The sequence below is a fragment of the Telluria sp. ZB4P34 genome (assembly GCF_059686055.1).
In genome coordinates this window covers 126,037-143,650 of the sequence record NZ_JCASIF010000001.1, presented here as the reverse complement: position 1 = coordinate 143,650, position 17,614 = coordinate 126,037, and the positions used below count along the sequence as shown (strand labels likewise).

Below are 17,614 nucleotides of genomic sequence, written 5' to 3'. Positions count from 1 at the left end.
TCGCAAACCGGAAATGCAACGCGCAGTAGCTCCGTTGAGCCTCGCACTGTAAGAGCGAGAAAGGCACCGACGGTTATGACACCGCGAACTACGACTATGTTGTGGGGGAATCGCTAGACGCGGTACGGTGGTCTTTTGTCCAAAGAAGCTCGACAACACTGAAGAAAACGCGCCTGGTGCGCGTTTTTTTTCGTCCCGAATTTTCAAGTTTCAGATTTTTCAATTCTTAGCGGGCGCGTGTGGCGCCGAATGGAGATCAACATGCTGAACGTACGACTTCCGGATGGTTCCAGCCGTCAATTCGAAGGCCCGGTGACGGTCGCCCAGGTGGCCCAGAACATCGCACCGAGCCTGGCGAAGGCCGCGCTTGCCGGCAAGGTCAACGGCAAGGTGGTGGACACCTCCTTCCTGATCGAGTCCGACGCCGACCTGGCGATCGTCACCGACCGCGATGCGGACGGCCTGGATGTCATCCGCCACTCGACCGCCCACCTGCTGGCCCACGCCGTCAAGGAGCTGTTCCCGGAAGCGCAAGTCACCATCGGTCCGGTCATCGAGAACGGCTTCTACTACGACTTCTCGTACAAGCGCCCGTTCACCCCGGACGACCTGGCCGCGATCGAGAAGAAGATGGCCGAACTGGCCAAGAAAGACCAGGCGGTGACCCGCAAGGTGCTGCCGCGCGACGAAGCCGTCGCCTACTTCAAGTCGATCGGCGAAGCCTACAAGGCCGAGATCATCGCGTCGATTCCGGCGGGTGAGGACGTGTCGCTGTACGAGCAGGGCGGGTTCACCGACCTGTGCCGCGGCCCGCACGTGCCCTCGACGGGCAAGCTGAAGGTCTTCAAGCTGATGAAGCTGGCCGGCGCCTACTGGCGCGGCGACGCCAAGAACGAGATGCTGCAGCGCGTGTACGGCACCGCCTGGACCAGGAAGGAAGACCAGGAACAGTACCTGCACATGCTGGAAGAGGCCGAGAAGCGCGACCACAGGAAGCTTGGCAAGCAACTGGACCTGTTCCACTTCCAGGACGAGGCGCCGGGCCTGATCTTCTGGCACCCGAAAGGCTGGACCGTCTGGCAGCAGGTCGAGCAGTACATGCGCAAGAAGTACCAGGTCAACGGCTACGACGAAGTCAAGGCGCCGCAGATCCTGGACGTGACCCTGTGGCAGAAGACCGGTCACTGGGATAACTACCGTGAAAACATGTTCACGACCGATTCCGAAAACCGTTCGTACGCCCTGAAGCCGATGAACTGCCCGGGCCACGTACAGATCTATAACTCGGGCATGAAGAGCTACCGCGACCTGCCGCTGCGCTACGGCGAGTTCGGCCAGTGCCACCGCAACGAATCCTCCGGCGCGCTGCACGGCATCATGCGGGTGCGCGGCTTCACCCAGGACGATGGCCACATCTTCTGCACCGAAGAGCAGATCGAGGCGGAAGTGACGGCCTTCCACGCCCAGGCGATGCAGGTGTACGACGATTTCGGTTTCAACAACATCGAAGTCAAGCTCGCCCTGCGTCCGGAAAGCCGCATCGGCAGCGACGAAGTGTGGGACGAGGCGGAAGAGGCGCTGCGTTCGGCCCTGCGCGCCTGCGGCGTCGAGTGGACCGAGCTGCCGGGCGAGGGCGCCTTCTACGGCCCGAAGATCGAGTACCACCTGAAGGACAGCCTGGGCCGCCCGTGGCAGGTCGGCACCATGCAGGTCGACTTCTCGATGCCGGGCCGCCTCGGCGCGGAATACGTCGCGGAAGACAACACCCGCAAGGTGCCGGTCATGCTGCACCGCGCGATCGTCGGCTCGATGGAACGCTTCATCGGCATCCTGATCGAAAACTATGCCGGCGCGCTGCCGCTGTGGCTGGCGCCGGTCCAGGTTGCGGTCTTGAATATTTCTGACGCGCAAGCCGATTACGTCAAGCAGGTCGAAGCAAAGCTGCGCGCGGCAGGCCTGCGCGTTCACGCTGATTTGCGGAACGAGAAGATTACTTATAAAATTCGCGAGCATTCTGTCCAAAAACTGCCGTACATTCTGGTTGTTGGCGATAAAGAACGTGAAGCAAACACCGTGGCCGTGCGTGCCCGCGGCAATGTCGACCTCGGCGTGATGCCGGTCGACGCGCTCGTGGAGCGCCTGGTGGGCGAAGTCGCCGCCAAGGCGAAGTGAGTTACACTAAGCGCCGGTCTACTTTCATACTTTCAAAGGAAACAACATAGCTACTGACAAACAGCATCGCATCAACGGCGAAATCACCCATCCCGAAATGCGCCTCAACGGTGTGGAAAACGAACCGCTGGGCATCGTGAGCCTGGCGGAAGCATTCCGCCTCGCCGAGGAAAAGAACGTCGACCTGGTGGAAATCGCGCCCAACGCGGTCCCGCCAGTCTGCCGCCTGATGGACTACGGCAAGTTCAAGTACTCCGAGCAGAAGAAGGCGCACGAAGCCAAGCTGAAGCAGAAGATCATCCAGATCAAGGAAGTCAAGTTCCGTCCGGGCACCGATGAAGGCGACTACAGCATCAAGCTGCGCAACCTCATCAAGTTCCTGGAAGAGGGCGACAAGACGAAGATCACGCTGCGCTTCCGCGGCCGCGAAATGGCGCACCAGGACATCGGCATGCGCATGCTCGAGCGCCTGCGCACCGACCTGGAAGAAGTCGGCCAGGTCGAGCAGTTCCCGAAGCTCGAGGGTCGCCAGATGATCATGGTGGTTGCGCCGAAGAAGAAGAAGTAATTCTTCAGGGCGACTTTCGCTCACCGTCAGATGAATGGGCCGGGTTCGGGTTCCAGCGCAAGCTGGAGCGCGGACCCGGCCCGTGTTCGTTTGTGCATCTTGAGCCCGGCGTGTGTCGTGTGCCTGTCGAAGCGGGTCCCGGCGTCAACAATTCCCTGCGAACCTGTGCTATTATCTGCGGTTCCTGTTTTTCAAAAAGCAGGTTGTAGTCGACAGGCAGTGGCGTCGGCTGCAAGACAAGTGAAAGCAGGCATCCAAGAGCGGCGTTGCCGCCACCTGCAATCCTGTCGTATAGAGGCTGTCCATAAAAGGGCAGAATACTATGCCAAAAATGAAGACCAAAAGCTCCGCGAAGAAGCGTTTTCGCGTGCGTCCGGGTGGTACCGTCAAGTCGGGTATGGCGTTCAAGCGTCACATCCTGACCAAGAAGACCACCAAAAACAAGCGTCAACTGCGCGGCACCCGTAACATCAATGCGTCGGACGTGACCAGCGTCTACCGCATGATGCCTTCCGCTTAATCTCACTAATCATCTACAAAGGGAGCTAATATGCCTCGAGTAAAACGTGGGGTTACTGCACGTGCCCGTCACAAGAAAGTCCTTGAACTTGCCAAAGGTTACCGCGGCCGTCGCAGCAAGGTATTCCGTATTGCCAAGCAAGCAGTCATGCGCGCTGGCCAGTACGCCTACCGCGACCGTCGTAACAAGAAGCGCGTCTTCCGCGCACTGTGGATCACCCGTATTAACGCGGCATCGCGTTCGCACGGCATGACCTACAGCGCGTTCATGAACGGCCTGAAGAAGTCCGGGATTGAACTGGACCGTAAAGTCCTGGCCGACATGGCAGTGCACGACAAGCCGGCATTCGCCGCGATTGTCACCGCCGCCAAGGCCAAGCTGGCTGCCTAATCAGTCAGTTAGCTAGCAAGACCAGCGCGAGGGTAACCTTGCGCAAAAAGAGCGGGGCACACGGTAATCAACCATGTGCCCCGTTTTTGATTGTGGCTCCTGCCACCACCCAAACAGGAAAAGACCAAGCATGCAATCGCTGGAAGATCTCGCGCTGTCACAACTCGTGACTTCGGCACAGGCAGACTTCACCGCCGCCCCGGACGCCGCTGCGCTCGAAAACGCCAAAGCCAAATACCTGGGCAAGACCGGGCAAATCACCGACCTCATGAAGGGCCTGGGCAAGCTCGACCCCGACGCGCGCAAGGCGCAAGGCGCCCTGATCAATGCGGCCAAGGAACAGATCGAAGGGGCCCTGACTGCCCGCCGCGACGCCCTGGCCAATGCCCAGCTCGAAGCCCGCCTGAACGCGGAAAGCATCGACGTGACGCTGCCGGGCCGCGGCCGCGCGAAAGGCGGCATCCACCCGGTGATGCGCACCTGGGAGCGCGTCGAGCAGATCTTCCGCTCGATCGGCTTCGACGTGGCCGACGGCCCCGAGATCGAAACCGACTGGCATTGCTTCACCGCGCTGAACAGCCCGGAAAACCATCCGGCCCGCTCGATGCAGGACACCTTCTACATCGAGGGCAATGACAGCCTAGGGAAGCCGCTGCTGCTGCGCACCCATACCAGCCCGATGCAGGTGCGCTACGCGCGCACCCACACGCCGCCGATCAAGGTGATCGCACCTGGCCGCACCTACCGCGTCGACAGCGACGCCACCCATTCGCCGATGTTCCACCAGGTCGAGGGCCTGTGGATCGGCGAGGACATCAGCTTCGCCGACCTCAAGGGCGTGTACCTGAATTTCGTCAAGGCCTTCTTCGAGACCGACGACCTGCAGGTGCGCTTCCGTCCGTCCTACTTCCCGTTCACCGAACCGTCGGCCGAGATCGACATCGCTTTCGGCAGCGGACCGCTCAAGGGCCGCTGGCTCGAGGTGTCGGGCGCCGGCCAGGTGCACCCGACCGTAGTGCGCAACTTCGGGCTGGATCCGGAAAAGTTCATCGGCTTCGCATTCGGCTCCGGCCTCGAGCGCCTGACCATGCTGCGCTACGGGATCAACGACCTGCGCCTGTTCTACGAGGGCGATCTTCGTTTCCTCAAGCAGTTCAATTGAACCGTCGACCTTAGAAGAAGACAAAGAATATGCAATTCTCTGAAAACTGGCTCCGCTCCATGGTCAATCCGGGCATGGGCTCGGACGAACTGTCCCACCTGTTGACGATGTCCGGCCTCGAAGTCGAAGAAGTCGAAGCGGTCGCGCCGCCGTTCACCAATGTGGTGGTGGCCGAAGTCAAGGAAGTGGCCAAGCATCCGGACGCTGACCGCCTGAACGTCTGCCAGGTCGACGTGGGTACCGGCACCCTGCTCAACATCGTGTGCGGTGCGCCGAACGTGCGCGCCGGCATGAAGGCGATCTGCGCCAAGGCCGGCGCCGTGCTGCCGCCGGGCGCGGACGGCAAGCCTTTCGCGATCAAGGTCGGCAAGCTGCGCGGCGTCGAGTCGCAGGGCATGATGTGCTCGGCCAAGGAGCTCAGGATCAGCGAAGAAAGCAGCGGCCTGATGGAACTGCCGGCGGACGCCCCGGTGGGCGCCGATATCCGCGACTATCTCGGCCTGGACGACCTGAAGTTCACCATCAAGCTGACCCCGAACAAGGCCGACTGCCTGTCGGTGCTGGGCGTGGCGCGCGAAGTCGCAGCGCTCACCGGCGCCCCGCTGCACGTGCCGACCACCAGGCAGGTCGCCGTCAATCTCGACGAGACCCTGCCGGTGAAGATCTCGGCCCCGGACCTGTGCGGCCGCTTCTCGGGCCGCGTCATCCGCGGCCTGGATGCGCGCGCCGCGACCCCGGCATGGATGGTCCAGCGCCTCGAGCGCAGCGGCCAGCGTTCGGTGTCAAGCCTGGTCGACATCTCGAACTACGTCATGCTCGAACTCGGCCGCCCCTCGCACGTGTTTGATCTGGCCAAGATCCACGGCGGGCTGGACGTCCGCTGGGGCAGGAAGGGCGAAAGCCTGAAGCTCCTGAACGGCAATACCGTCGAGGTCGACGAGTGGGTCGGCGTGATCGCCGACGACAAGGAGATCGAATCCCTGGCCGGCATCATGGGCGGCGATGCCACCGCCGTCACCCTGGACACGACCGACATCTACCTGGAAGCCGCTTTCTGGTGGCCGAACGCCATCCAGGGCCGCGCCCGCAAGTACCACTTCTCGACCGATGCGGCCTACCGCTTCGAGCGCGGCGTCGACCATGCCACTACGGTGGAGCACATCGAGCGCATCACCGCGCTGATCGTCGAGATCTGCGGCACCGACGCTACCCGCGTCGGCCCGGTGGACGACCAGGTGGTGAACGTGCCGCAGCCGAAGGTCGTCGCCATGCGCACGGCGCGCGCCGCCAAGGTCATCGGCGTGCCCCTGAGCGACGCGCTCGTGGCCGACATCTTCACCCGCCTGCAGCTGCCTTTTACCCACAGTGATGGCGTGTTCCAGGTCACCTCACCGAGCTACCGCTTCGACATCGAGATCGAGGAAGACCTGATCGAGGAAGTGGCGCGCGTGTACGGTTTCGAGAACATTCCGGCCAACCCGCCGGTGGCGGCCAGCAGCATGCTGGTCGAGCCGGAGAACACCCGCTCGCTGTTCGCGATCCGCCACCAGCTGGCCGACCTGGGCTACCAGGAAACCGTGAACATGAGCTTCGTGGAAGCCCAGTGGGAGCAGGACTTCGCGGCCAACACGGACCCGATCCGTTTGCAGAACCCGATCGCCAGCCAGATGAGCGTGATGCGCTCGAACCTGGTCGGCAGCCTGGTCGCCAACGTGCGCTACAACGTCAACCGCAAGGCCGGCCGCGTGCGCGTGTTCGAAGTGGGCGCCGTCTTCGCGCGCAATCCCGAGGTGCAGGATGGCCCGCTGTCGGTCGCCGGATTCGAGCAGCCCAAGCGCGTCGCCGCGATGGCCTACGGCCCGGTCAACGACGAGCAGTGGGGCGAGAAGGCCCGCCCGGTCGATTTCTTCGACCTCAAGGCCGACCTGGAAGCCCTGTTTGCCCCGCGTGTCCTGCGCTTCGTGAAGGGCGAGCACCCGGCGCTGCACCCGGGGCGCAGCGCCCTCGTCGAACTCGACGGCGCTGGAATCGGCTTCATCGGCGAACTGCATCCGCGCTGGCTGCAAAAGTACGACCTGCCGCTGGCGCCGGTGCTGTTCGAGGTCGATGCCGATGCGCTGCGCCAGCGCAGCGTGCCGGCCTACACCGAGATTTCGAAGTTCCCGGGCGCCACGCGCGACCTCGCGCTGGTGGTGAAGCAGGGCGTGCCGGCCCAGGAAGTGCTGGACGCCTTCCACGCCGAGATCGCCTCGAATCCTCTTGGCAAGATCGTGCAAGCCGTTGTTTTGTTTGATGAATACCGCGGCAAGGGCCTGGAGACGGATGAAAAAAGCCTTGCTTTCCGCTTTGGCTTGCAAGATACTCAATCGACGCTGCAGGACGACGCGGTGGACGCCATCATGGCGGCCGTGGCCCGGGCAGCACAAGAAAAAGTCGGCGCAAAGCTGCGTGCATAAGTGAGTGCACTGCGGTGCTTTACCGGAGGTCCCAAGGGCCGCCGGTCGAGCGTCGTACACCGTTCCAAAACATCGTTTTCTTGAAGGTAGGGCTTCAAAATTAATAACAACGACGTTGATTCGGTCGTGTTCCAGGAAGCACTGGCGGCCGATCTGCATCGCGCGACGCAAGTGGCGCGGATGCGGAAGGAAGCAGAGAAGAACCTGCCGACCCTGACCAAGGCCGAGCTGGCCGAGCTGCTGTTCGAGCAGGTCGGCCTGAACAAGCGCGAAGCCAAGGATATGGTCGAGACCTTCTTCGACGAGATCCGCAACGCGCTCGAGCGCGGTGAGGCCGTCAAGCTGTCGGGCTTCGGCAACTTCCAGTTGCGCGACAAGCCGCAGCGGCCGGGCCGCAACCCGAAAACCGGGGAAGAGATTCCCATCACGGCGCGCCGCGTCGTGACTTTCCACGCAAGTCAGAAGCTCAAGGGAATGGTCGAGGAGACTAGTCCCCCACGCAACTCGCTGGCCCGTGCTGCCTGAAACCTAGATGAGCGAACGACCGAAACAAGTTGAGCCCCTCGTGCTTCCGCCGATCCCGGCGAAGCGCTATTTCACGATCGGTGAAGTAAGTGATTTGTGCGGGGTCAAACCGCACGTATTGCGCTACTGGGAGCAGGAATTTACCCAACTGAAGCCGGTCAAACGCCGTGGTAACCGTCGTTATTACCAGCATCACGAAGTGCTGCTGATTCGCCGTATCCGCGAGCTGCTGTACGAGCAGGGCTTCACCATCAGCGGGGCGCGCAACCGCCTCGACGGCCGCGGCCATGAAGTGGCAGGTGCAGCCGAAGCCGAACTGCCAGCGGCGGCGCCTGCGATCGATATCGACATGGTGCGGGCCGAGCTGCTGGACATCCTCGCGCTTCTCAAGCATGGCGAGGGCGCCGGCAGCGCCGCCTGAGCGGCAACGGGCGTCCGCTGCGCTGGCCGCGATGCGGCCCCCTGATGTGTCGGCGCGGAGGCCTTACATGTGTTTGCTCTCACGACATCCGTCGATTCGCCCGCAGCGCGCCCCGTGCTCGGGCACGCCGCGCATAACTCAGCAATCGTGTGCCTTGATGCCCCACGCCATAGTGATAGAATGTCACTTGCGGTCATGCTGAACATGCATGCAAGCCGGGGCGCACACACGGACCTGGCACTTTCCTGAACAGGGAAAATTTAAGGGAAGACAATGATACGCGTTGCCATTTGTGACGATCACCAAATAGTTCGAGCAGGATTCAAGCAGATTTTCTCGTCGTCCGGCGAGTTCGAAGTCGTCGCTGAAGGCGCCACCGGGCGCGAAGCCCTCGATATCGCACGCCGCGAGATCTGCGACGTGCTCCTGCTCGACATCGCGATGCCCGACCAGAGCGGCATCGATATCCTGCGCACCATCCGCCAGGGCCAGCCCAACCTGCCGGTGCTGATCCTGTCCGGCTATCCGGCGCAACAGTACGCGCTCAACCTGTTCAAGATGGGCGCCAATGGCTACCTGAACAAGGAATGCGAAGCCGACGAACTCAAGACCGCCGTGCGCACCGTGTTCCAGGGCCGCCGCTACGTGAGCTCGACCGTGGGCGAGCTGCTGGCGCAAAGCTTCGACCGCGACCCCAACACGGCCCTGCACACCGAACTGTCGGACCGCGAGTTCCAGGTCTTCCTGCGCCTGGCGAAGGGCGCCACCGTGTCGGACATCGGCAATGCGCTGTCGCTGTCGATCAAGACCGTGTCCACCTACCGTACCCGCATCATGGAGAAGATGGGCCTGCAGTCGAACAGCGACCTGACCTATTACGCCATGAAGAACAACCTGCTCGATTGAGCTGTCCACGGATGCGCCGGCCTGCCGGCGCATCATCGCTGCACCCGTCTTTTTCGCCTCCCCGCCTCGTATACGGCTGAGCTCGCATAGCAGCCAAACCTGTTTCCAAACGTTACAAAAATTTCGCCGTAGCGCAACATTTGTATTGCATGCGCCAGCATCCTCGCGCAAACTTGCACCTGTCGGCCGCCCAGTATCGCATCAGCATCCCTCAACAACGGCTGGCACCGCGTCAGCTTCGTCCCTGCTCGGCCCGCGCTGCACTGTCGAGTCAACCCGACTATAATCGGCCCGGATGGCATGAGTTGCGCGAAAGGAAGCTTATGTATTTTTCCACTGCCTCTGATGGCAAGCGGCTGCGTGGCCTGCCGCTCTCCAAGACCCTGTTATGCGTGGCCTGTGTCGTGATCCTGGTCATCAACGCGGTCTTCCTGATCCGTAACCTCGATGACCTGCGCGCCGCAAACGGGCTGCAGGCGCAGACCGCCCGCGTTTCCGACGAGCTCGGGTACCTGAACCTGCTCGTCACCGATGCCGAAAGCGGATTGCGCGGCTATTTCCTGTCCGGCTCGGAAGTCAACCTCGGCCCGCTGCACGCGGCGCCGCAACAATTCGACAACCAGCTGCGCGCGCTGGGCGTGCTGCTGGCCGATAATCCTTCGCAGGCCCGCAACCTGGCGCAGCTGCGCACCCTGGTCCAGCGCAAGCTCGGCCTGATGCACCAGGCCCTCGAGGTCTATCGCCAGGGCGGCCTGGTCGACATCGTCGCCATCGCCGCGGCCGCCGACGAGCGTGGCCAGATGGACGAGATCCGCCTGCAGGTCGTGATCATGATGCGCGAGCAGAACGAACTGCTGGCCACCCGCACCGCCGCCTTCTACGAACAGTCGCGCCGCACCGTCCTGCTCGGGGTCGGCATCAATGCGCTGGCGATCCTCGTGATCCTGTTGTTCCATAACCTGGTGCAGCGCAGTTTCGGCCTGCGCCTGGAGGCCGAGCGCGCGCTCCAGAACACCAACGACACCCTCGAGGCCATCGTTGCCGAGCGTACCGAGCAGCTGTCGGTACTGTCGCGCCACCTGATCCGGGTGTCGGAAGAAGAAAAGTCGCGCCTGGCGCGCGAGCTGCACGACGAGATGGGCGCCAACCTGACGGCGATCGGCATGGACATGACCACGGTCAGCGAACAGCTCAAGGGCACGCATCCGGAACTGGTGGCCATGCTGGGCAGGGCGCGCAAGACCCTGGTGGACACGGTCCAGCTCAAGCGCCGCATCATCGAAAACCTGCGTCCGAGTTTGCTCGACAACATGGGCTTATCGACGGCGCTGCAGAGCTATTGCGCCGATTACGCACGCGTGACCGCGCTCGACTGCGACGCCCTGATCGACACCGACGCGGACAGCGCCGGGCCGATGCAGGCGATCGCGCTGTTCCGCATCACCCAGGAAGCGCTGAACAATATCGCCAAGTACGCCAAGGCTTCTACCGTGATCGTGAACCTGACGCGCGAGCCGGACGGGTGGGACCTGGAAATCACCGACGACGGCATCGGCATCCCGGCGGATGCCATGGCCAGATCGAAGTCGCACGGCCTGCTGGGCATGCGCGAACGGGCCTTGCTGCTGGGAGGCAGCCTGAGCGTGGGTCGCGGCGTCAACGGCATCGGCACTTGCGTGCATGCATGGCTGCCGGCGGCGGCCCCGGGCGGCGAGGGGACGGTTCCATTGACGCCAATGCTCGCTCCGGATACGACAACGCCGTCCCTGTTGCCAGAGACGGCGCCGGCCCTTCGTTTCGGTGCCCCGCAGGGGGCCGAGTCATCTTCGATTAACGCGCCACATCCATGAGCAGGCGGTCGTATTCCGACTTGGCCACCTTGTAGCATTCGCCGGCATACTCTTCCAGGCCCGCGCGGTCGAGGACGGTGATGTTGCCGCGGCGGTACTGGATCAGGCCTTCGTCCTGCAGCTTGCCGGCAGCGGCGGTGATGCTTTCGCGACGCACGCCCAGCATGATCGAGATCAGCTCCTGGGTCACTTTCAGCTCATTGCTGGCCGAACGGTCCAGGCGGTCGAGCAGCCAGCGGCACAGCTTCTGTTCGATCGAGCTGTGGCGGCCGCCGACGGCGTTCTGGGCCATCTGGGCGAAAAGGGCATTGGTGTAGCGCATCAGGAGCTGGGGCAGGGCGCCGCCGCGGTTGAAGGCGTCACGCAGGTACTGGGTCTTCAGGCGGTAGCCGTAGCCGGCGCTCTGCACCACGGCGCTGCAGGTAGCGCGTTCACCCATGAACAGCGACACGCCGACCGCGCCTTCGTGGCCGACCACCGCGATCTCGGTGGTGGCGCCGTCTTCCATCACATACAGCAGCGACACGATTGCGGTCGTCGGAAAATACACGTATTCCAGTTTGCTGCCATACTCGAACAACTCCTTGCCGAATGGCAGAGGCACAAGTTCCAGGTGCTCGAACAGGCTTTCCAGGTCTTGGCGGGGCAGGGCGCCGAGCAGTTCGTTCTGCTGGGTGCCGCTATAGCTGACAACGGGGCGGGACGCGGCTTTCACAGTCTCACTCGTGGCTGGAATCTTGTGTTGCGCTTTTTGCGTACCACCAAGCTGAGCGTTGTTCATTTTATGTCCTCTTATCTCTAACGTGTATCGGTTTGCGATTGTCTGAGGTCCTGTTTTTATTTCCTCATCGCGATGTGTGAACAATAAGGCTATAGTCTGTTGGCGAACATAAGACTGGCAGTCGCACCTGTGTAGGCTTGACGCAGGCCATTTTGTCAGCCCAGTCCTACTGGAGAGATGTCGTTCTGACATCGCTTTTTCTTTTCTCAGGGAAATGCTCGGGAAGGCGTCCAGGTATCCTTTTAGGCGACCGAATCGCGCATAATGTGGCTTTCTTCTTGCGCCTGAGATAATGCCCCTTCCACTGCTGCTGGTCGAAGACGATGCCGTGCTTGCCGACGGGCTGCTGCGCGCCCTGGGGTCACAGGACATGCAGGTCGACTGGGTGCCCGAGGGCCTGGCCGCCGACGCCCGCCTGCAGGGCGCTGGTCCGACGCAGTTTGCCGTTGTCATCCTCGACATCGGCCTTCCCGCCATCGACGGCTTCGAAGTGCTGCGACGCCTGCGCGCCCGCGGCGGCGCCACCCCGGTGCTGCTGCTCACCGCCCGCGACGCCGTCGAAGACCGCGTGCGCGGCCTCGAGGCCGGCGCCGACGACTACCTCGTGAAACCCTTTGCCACGGTGGAGCTCGTCGCCCGCATCCGCGCGCTGGCGCGGCGCTTCGCCCCGCCGCCCTGCCAGCTCGGCATCGGATTGCTGAGCCTGGATAGCGCGACCCGGCGCGCGCGCATCGGCGAACGTTCCCTCGACCTGTCGGTGCGCGAGTGGGGCGTGCTCGAATACCTGCTGCAGCATGCCGGCCGGGTGGTGTCCAAGCAGCAGATCATCGACGCCATCGCTCCCTGGGGCGACGACCTGACCCTGAACGCGGTCGAGGTCTATGTCTCGCGCCTGCGCCTGAAGCTGGACGGCGCAGGGGTGGCGATCCGCACCATCCGCGGCTTCGGCTACCTGCTCGAGGCCCAGCCGTGAGCCCCGGCAGGCCCGTGCGCCGCGCGCAGCGGCAGGCATGAGCAGCATCCGCCTGCGCCTGCTGAAGTGGCTGGTCGCGCCGATCCTCGTCTTCAACCTCCTGGCCGCCAGCCTGACCTACCTGCTGGCCTGGACGCCGGCCCAGCTGGCCTTCGACCGGGGCCTGCTCGACGCCGCCGCCGGCCTGGCGGCGCGCCTGCGGCCGGGAGACCCCGGACTGGGCCCCGAACTGCCCGACGCCGCAGGGCGCGTGCTGGACGCCGGCACCCCCGACGCCAGCTGGTTCGTGGTGCGCGACGCCGCCGGCCGCGTGCTGGCCGGCGATCCCGCCTTTCCGCGCCGCCGCCAGGACGGTCCGATGCGCGGAACCGTGCGCGAGACGGTCCACGACGCGCGGATGCACGGCCAGCCGGTGCGGGTCGCCAGCCTGCTGGTGCCCGGCAGCGGCGGCGTGCTCGAGGTCGGCGTGGCGCGCACCCTGAGCCAGCGCCACCAGGTCCGCTCGGCCATCGTGCGCGCCCTGGTGTTGCTCGAAGTGCTGTTCAGCCTGGCGCTGGTAGGCCTGGTGTGGTTTTCGGTCGGCAATGGCCTGGCGCCGCTGGCGCGCCTGCGCGCCCGCCTCGATGCGCGCGGCAGCCACGACCTCGCGCCGCTCGACGATACCGGCATGCCGCGCGAGATCGCGCCCCTGGTTGCCGCCTTCAATGCCCTGCTGGGGCGCATTGCCGCCGGCGCCCGGGCCCAGGACGATTTCCGCGCGAATGTGGCGCACCAGCTGCGCACGCCGCTGGCCGGGTTGCGGCTTCAGCTGGAGTGGCTGGCCGGCCGCCATCGCGACGACCCGGAGACCGTCCGTTCGGTCGAGCTGCTGCTGCAGGCCAACGAACGGATGATCCGCCAGGCCAACCAGCTGCTGTCGCTGGAACGGGCCGGCCCCGAGCGCTTCGCGCAGGCGCGGCTGGCGCCACTCGACCTGTCAGCAATCGTGGCCGAGGCGGTCCAGACCTTCGTGGACGGGGCAGTGCGCAAGGACATCGATCTCGGCTTCGAGCTGGCGCCGGTGGCGGCGATGGGCGAGCGCCACATGCTGCGCGACCTGGTCGATAACCTGGTGGACAACGCCCTGCGCTACACGCCCTCGCACGGCACGGTGACGGTGCATTGCCGTCCCGCGCCCGACGGGGCCCTGTTCGCGGTAGAGGATTCGGGGCCGGGCATCCCGTTCGACAAGCGGACCCAGGTATTCCAGCGTTTCGTGCGCCTGGACCAGCACAGCCAGGGCTCGGGCCTGGGCCTGGCGATCGTGCGCGAGATCGCCGTCGCGCATGGCGCGCAGGTGGAGCTCGGCGACGGCCTGGCAAACGGCGCGGGCGGCCGCGGGCTGCTGGTGGCCGTGCGCTTTCCCGGCGTGCCGGGCGATGCGGGCGATGCGGGCGATGCTCGCTTGATCCCGGCCGCCCGCGCGTCGTTGCGCGGGCGATCCGCCAGCACGCCCGTTCCGGATCAGTCGGCGCCCGAGGTGTAGCTGTAGGCACGCTTGCGGCGCGAGCTGATGGCCGGGCGGATCTTCTGCGGGGCGATCGGGACGCTGGCGCCGGCCGCGCCGTCCGAGCCCTTCTGCACGGCGCCGATCACCACCGTGGTGGCCTTGCCGTCGATCGGCACGCCGTTGGCCAGCACCGGCGAGGGCGGCAGCCCGCCGCCCACGAAGGGCGAGGAACGCTTGCCATCGCAGGTGCCGCCCACGCCGATCGCGCCGGAGGCGTTGAACAGGTTGACCCAGTAGCCGCGCGCTTCGCCCAGCGTGGTCGAGCAGGTGCCGGCCTTGGGCGGAATCGGGCGGTTGGTGCTGAAGGTCACCATGCCGCCGGCGATCAGGGCCGAGGTCACGACCTGCTCGCCCTTGCCGTTCTGGGTCAGGTCCATGAACCATCCCTTCAGCTCGCTCCCCGGCAGCACCGGGGGGGTGTCGCAGCTGTCCTTGTTCGTGTAGTCGGCCAGTGCGTCCAGGTCGACCGGTTCCGCGTCGGCCGCGCTCTTCATGCTGTCCTTGTAGACGTAGAAGCGGTTGACGACCGTCTCGAAGGGATACTGGCTGGCCAGCGGGTGCTCGCGGTCGCCGCTGCCGATCGCCACGTAGACGTAGTCGTCGTGGGTCGGCTTGGTGTTGTCGCGCGCCGCCAGCAGGGCCGGCGCGAACAGAAACTTGCGTCCGCCGCCGTTGCTGCGCGCCACCGTGCGGCGCGTCCATGCCGCCTTCGCCAGCGCGCTGCGGTTGCTGCTCATGAAGTCCACGCGGTACAGGTTGCCCCCGGTATCGGCAGCATAGGCGTAATCGGGCATGGCGTCGTTGTCGATGTCGACCATGGAAATATCGGACGCCACGCTGCGCAAGGTGCTGAAGGAGCGCACGACCGCGCCGCTGCCGGCATCGAGGACATAGATCATGCCGCCCTTGGTGCTGCTGCAGCCGGGCGTCTTGCTATCCTCATCTTCGCAGCCGTCGTAGCCGCCGCCGACCACGAGCACTGGCTTCGTGCCGTCCTCGTAGCCCTTGATAAAGGCCACGCTCGGGGTTGACCAGGTCTGGCCGATGCCGGCCATGCCGTCGGTGCAGCCGGCGTCGTCGTTCAGGTTGGGGCAACCGACCTTCCACTTGAACGCGGGCTTGGCGGCGTCGCTGACGTCGAGGGCGTAGATCATGCGCCCGCCCCGGCGCATGGTCGGGTAGATCCAGACGGTCGCGCTGGTCGCGTCCTGGTAGATGCCGGTGGAACCGTCGAAGAAATAATCTTTCCTGGCCGGTGCGATATCGGTCTCCGGCATATCCGGATATTTCACCAGCGGCATGTTGCTCTTCAGGCGGGACAGGCGCGGGAAGAATTCCGGCGCGACGAAGGCCCAGCGTTCCACGCCGGTGGCCGCGTTCAGGGCGCGCAGGGTGCCGTCGTTGGCGCCGTAGAACACGGTCACGCCGCCTTTTTCCTGGCCGAAGTTGACCGGCAGGGGACGCGAGTGGATGACGTCGCCGTGGATCGAAGGACGGGTATTGCTGGATACGCCGCTGCCTTTTTCATTGTTGGTGTCCTCGCCGCGGATGAACTTGACGAGGCTGGCATCCATGCCGCTGTTGGCTTCCGTCAGGTCGGTCAGGCCGGTGCCGGGCACGTGGGTCAGCACCTTGCGGTTGACCGCGTTCGCATTGGCGCCACCGTTCCCCTTGCGCAGGACCTGCGCCGCCGCGCCTTTTTCCACGAAGGGACCGTCGGGCGCGTCCGAATACCGGTTGAAGCCGCTGGTCGTGCAGGTGCCGGCCGGGTCGGGCGTCAGGCCCAGCCCGCTCCAGTAGGTGCCGCTGTCGCTGCTCCAGTAGCTGGTGGCGCAGGGGCTCACGAAGCCGGTGATCGAGTTCACCGCCTGCTTGCCGGCGGCGTCGCCGAGGTCGATGCTGCCCTTGTTGTCGATCAGCTGGTAGCGCTTCAGGTTGCCGAACCAGCGCGGCTTGGCATCGGGGTCCGGGCGGAACATGCCGATGAAGACCTGGTTTTCGTTCTGGGAACGGTTGGTGGCGTTCACCGGCAGGCTGGTCGAAGCGAAGGTGCTGTTCACGGCCTGGATCTCGACCATGATTTCCTTCAGTGCGTCGACGATGGCCTCTTCGTTCCTGGCGGCGAAGTACTTGCCGCCGCCGGCGCGGGCCATGCTCAGCATCAGCGAGGTATGCTCGGCGTTCTGCTGGGCGTTGTAGACGTCGATGGTATAGGTAGTGACGTTGGGACGGATCGTGCTGTCGGGCAGCTCGATGCCGCGGTCGTGCAGCAGGCGCGCCCACTCGTCGGCATTGCGCGGACCGGTATCGGTGCTGAAGCTGCCGGTCGGCGTGTTGGTGATGATGGTGTCGGTGGCGACCACGCTGTAGCGGCTGTTGCCGGCAGTGCAGACACCGGCCGCGCTGGGCACGGCGGCGCCGATCTTGCAGCCATCCGTATAGTCGGCGCAGGTGGTACTGAGGGCAGATAGTCCCGCCGCCGCCGCGGTGGCGCTGCCGTAGCAGGCGGCCGTGGTGCCGATCGTGGTCGGGGTGCTCACGCTCTGGGTGCTGAAGTTCGGCAGGCCGAGCTGCGTGACCGGAATGATGGCGCCATTGGCGTTCTTGTTGCCGTTGAGCGTGTTGAGCAGGGCCGTATTGGCCGCCGTGTCGGCCGCGGGGCCGCTCGAATTCGGATTGCCGATGAAGATGACGAAAGTCTTGCCGCAGACGTTGTCGGTGCTTAAGGGGGACTTGAAGCGGGCGAAGGCCGTGGTATAGCCGCCCGCGTCGGCCTTGCTTGCCACGACCCCGCCCGGCGAATAGGACAGGCCGCCGGACAGGTAATTGTAGACGTCGTACATCAGGTTGCCGTACGGGGTATTCGAGTTGCGCTTCTCGTCCGGGCTGTTGATGTTGTCGTAGATCGTGGTCAGCTGGGTGCTGATGGCGGCCCGGTTGTCCGTGTCCATCGGGCGGATCGCGTAACGGATGAAGCCGCCGTCCATGTTGGCGTTGCCGCCGGTGACGAACTCCATCAGGCCCAGGCTGACCGTACCGTCCAGTTCCGCCACGACGCGCTTGATCGCGTTCACCTCGGACTGGCCCTGGTCCACCTTGTTCGCCCACTTCTGGTTCTGGCGCGACCAGTTCGAGGTGTTGTCGAGCACGATCAGGATGCGCGGATTGGCATTCGCGCCTGCCGAAGCGCCGGTGAAGATGTCGATGTCGTCGGCGCCGGCCGGATGCGGCAGCAGCGCGAGCGCGCCGGAGAAGGCCAGGGCCAGCCCGGTAAGGCCCGCGCGGGGCGAGCCGGGATACTTGTTGCGGAACATGAAGGATCCTTCGCTCAGTTGCTCGGT

14 protein-coding genes are annotated in these 17,614 nt (G+C 64.5%); 12 read left to right on the top strand and 2 right to left on the bottom strand.

Annotation, left to right across the window (positions count from 1 at the left end):
* Positions 1-261: 261 nt before the first annotated feature.
* The 10 genes from thrS (at position 262) to AC56KL_RS00570 (ending at position 10,970) form a co-directional block, all read left to right on the top strand.
* A complete protein-coding gene (gene thrS / locus AC56KL_RS00615; RefSeq protein WP_497178219.1) occupies positions 262-2,172 on the top strand; it encodes a threonine--tRNA ligase in 1,911 nt (636 codons plus the stop codon).
* A gap of 46 nt (positions 2,173-2,218) precedes the next feature.
* Positions 2,219-2,740 carry a translation initiation factor IF-3 gene (gene infC, locus AC56KL_RS00610; RefSeq protein WP_497178935.1) on the top strand — a complete coding sequence of 174 codons (522 nt, stop codon included), beginning with the start codon at positions 2,219-2,221 and terminating at the stop codon, positions 2,738-2,740.
* 322 nt (positions 2,741-3,062) lie between these two features.
* Entirely contained in the window at positions 3,063-3,260 is a 198-nt protein-coding gene (gene rpmI, locus AC56KL_RS00605; RefSeq protein ID WP_026354218.1) for a 50S ribosomal protein L35, read from the top strand.
* A 30-nt stretch (positions 3,261-3,290) separates the two neighbouring features.
* Positions 3,291-3,650 carry a 50S ribosomal protein L20 gene (rplT, locus tag AC56KL_RS00600; protein ID WP_027865360.1) on the top strand — a complete coding sequence of 120 codons (360 nt, stop codon included), beginning with the start codon at positions 3,291-3,293 and terminating at the stop codon, positions 3,648-3,650.
* A 130-nt stretch (positions 3,651-3,780) separates the two neighbouring features.
* Entirely contained in the window at positions 3,781-4,812 is a 1,032-nt protein-coding gene (pheS, locus tag AC56KL_RS00595) for a phenylalanine--tRNA ligase subunit alpha (RefSeq protein ID WP_497178218.1), read from the top strand.
* 29 nt (positions 4,813-4,841) lie between these two features.
* The gene (pheT, locus tag AC56KL_RS00590) at positions 4,842-7,268 is read left to right on the top strand and encodes a phenylalanine--tRNA ligase subunit beta (RefSeq protein WP_497178217.1); all 2,427 of its coding nucleotides are present in this window, start codon (positions 4,842-4,844) and stop codon (positions 7,266-7,268) included.
* A 180-nt stretch (positions 7,269-7,448) separates the two neighbouring features.
* A complete protein-coding gene (locus AC56KL_RS00585; RefSeq protein ID WP_497178934.1) occupies positions 7,449-7,793 on the top strand; it encodes an integration host factor subunit alpha in 345 nt (114 codons plus the stop codon).
* Between the two features lie 7 nt (positions 7,794-7,800).
* Positions 7,801-8,214, top strand: coding sequence for a MerR family transcriptional regulator (locus AC56KL_RS00580; protein ID WP_497178216.1), 414 nt, complete (start codon positions 7,801-7,803; stop codon positions 8,212-8,214).
* 273 nt (positions 8,215-8,487) lie between these two features.
* Positions 8,488-9,120 (top strand): response regulator, encoded by a 633-nt coding sequence (locus tag AC56KL_RS00575; RefSeq protein WP_497178215.1) that lies wholly within the window; start codon positions 8,488-8,490, stop codon positions 9,118-9,120.
* A 323-nt stretch (positions 9,121-9,443) separates the two neighbouring features.
* A complete protein-coding gene (locus AC56KL_RS00570; RefSeq protein ID WP_497178214.1) occupies positions 9,444-10,970 on the top strand; it encodes a CHASE3 domain-containing protein in 1,527 nt (508 codons plus the stop codon).
* Here the strand turns inward: AC56KL_RS00570 and AC56KL_RS00565 are convergent.
* Positions 10,951-11,751: a Crp/Fnr family transcriptional regulator gene (locus AC56KL_RS00565; protein WP_497178213.1), complete on the bottom strand. Its 801-nt coding sequence runs from the start codon at positions 11,749-11,751 to the stop codon at positions 10,951-10,953. The genes AC56KL_RS00570 and AC56KL_RS00565 overlap by 20 nt on opposite strands.
* Positions 11,752-12,043: 292 nt before the next feature.
* On the opposite strand from AC56KL_RS00565, the gene AC56KL_RS00560 reads away from it, so the two are divergent.
* Together AC56KL_RS00560 and AC56KL_RS00555 are read left to right on the top strand one after the other, a co-directional pair.
* Positions 12,044-12,724, top strand: a complete 681-nt coding sequence (locus AC56KL_RS00560; protein ID WP_497178212.1) for a response regulator transcription factor — start codon at positions 12,044-12,046, stop codon at positions 12,722-12,724.
* A 37-nt stretch (positions 12,725-12,761) separates the two neighbouring features.
* Complete coding sequence (locus AC56KL_RS00555) at positions 12,762-14,249, top strand: sensor histidine kinase (RefSeq protein ID WP_497178211.1); 1,488 nt, start codon at positions 12,762-12,764, stop codon at positions 14,247-14,249.
* Here the strand turns inward: AC56KL_RS00555 and AC56KL_RS00550 are convergent.
* Positions 14,228-17,587 (bottom strand): pilus assembly protein, encoded by a 3,360-nt coding sequence (locus AC56KL_RS00550; protein WP_497178210.1) that lies wholly within the window; start codon positions 17,585-17,587, stop codon positions 14,228-14,230. The genes AC56KL_RS00555 and AC56KL_RS00550 overlap by 22 nt on opposite strands.
* Between the last annotated feature and the right edge of the window lie 27 nt (positions 17,588-17,614).

Excerpts from the sequence above, each read along its gene's own strand:
- thrS (WP_497178219.1), top strand. The coding sequence starts at position 262 with ATGCTGAACGTACGACTTCCGGATGGTTCCAGCCGTCAATTCGAAGGC.
- rpmI (WP_026354218.1), top strand. The coding sequence starts at position 3,063 with ATGCCAAAAATGAAGACCAAAAGCTCCGCGAAGAAGCGTTTTCGCGTG.
- rplT (WP_027865360.1), top strand. The coding sequence starts at position 3,291 with ATGCCTCGAGTAAAACGTGGGGTTACTGCACGTGCCCGTCACAAGAAA.
- pheS (WP_497178218.1), top strand. The coding sequence starts at position 3,781 with ATGCAATCGCTGGAAGATCTCGCGCTGTCACAACTCGTGACTTCGGCA.
- pheT (WP_497178217.1), top strand. The coding sequence starts at position 4,842 with ATGCAATTCTCTGAAAACTGGCTCCGCTCCATGGTCAATCCGGGCATG.
- AC56KL_RS00585 (WP_497178934.1), top strand. The coding sequence starts at position 7,449 with ATGCGGAAGGAAGCAGAGAAGAACCTGCCGACCCTGACCAAGGCCGAG.
- AC56KL_RS00580 (WP_497178216.1), top strand. The coding sequence starts at position 7,801 with ATGAGCGAACGACCGAAACAAGTTGAGCCCCTCGTGCTTCCGCCGATC.
- AC56KL_RS00575 (WP_497178215.1), top strand. The coding sequence starts at position 8,488 with ATGATACGCGTTGCCATTTGTGACGATCACCAAATAGTTCGAGCAGGA.
- AC56KL_RS00570 (WP_497178214.1), top strand. The coding sequence starts at position 9,444 with ATGTATTTTTCCACTGCCTCTGATGGCAAGCGGCTGCGTGGCCTGCCG.
- AC56KL_RS00565 (WP_497178213.1), bottom strand. The coding sequence starts at position 11,751 with ATGAACAACGCTCAGCTTGGTGGTACGCAAAAAGCGCAACACAAGATT.
- AC56KL_RS00560 (WP_497178212.1), top strand. The coding sequence starts at position 12,044 with ATGCCCCTTCCACTGCTGCTGGTCGAAGACGATGCCGTGCTTGCCGAC.
- AC56KL_RS00555 (WP_497178211.1), top strand. The coding sequence starts at position 12,762 with ATGAGCAGCATCCGCCTGCGCCTGCTGAAGTGGCTGGTCGCGCCGATC.
- AC56KL_RS00550 (WP_497178210.1), bottom strand. The coding sequence starts at position 17,587 with ATGTTCCGCAACAAGTATCCCGGCTCGCCCCGCGCGGGCCTTACCGGG.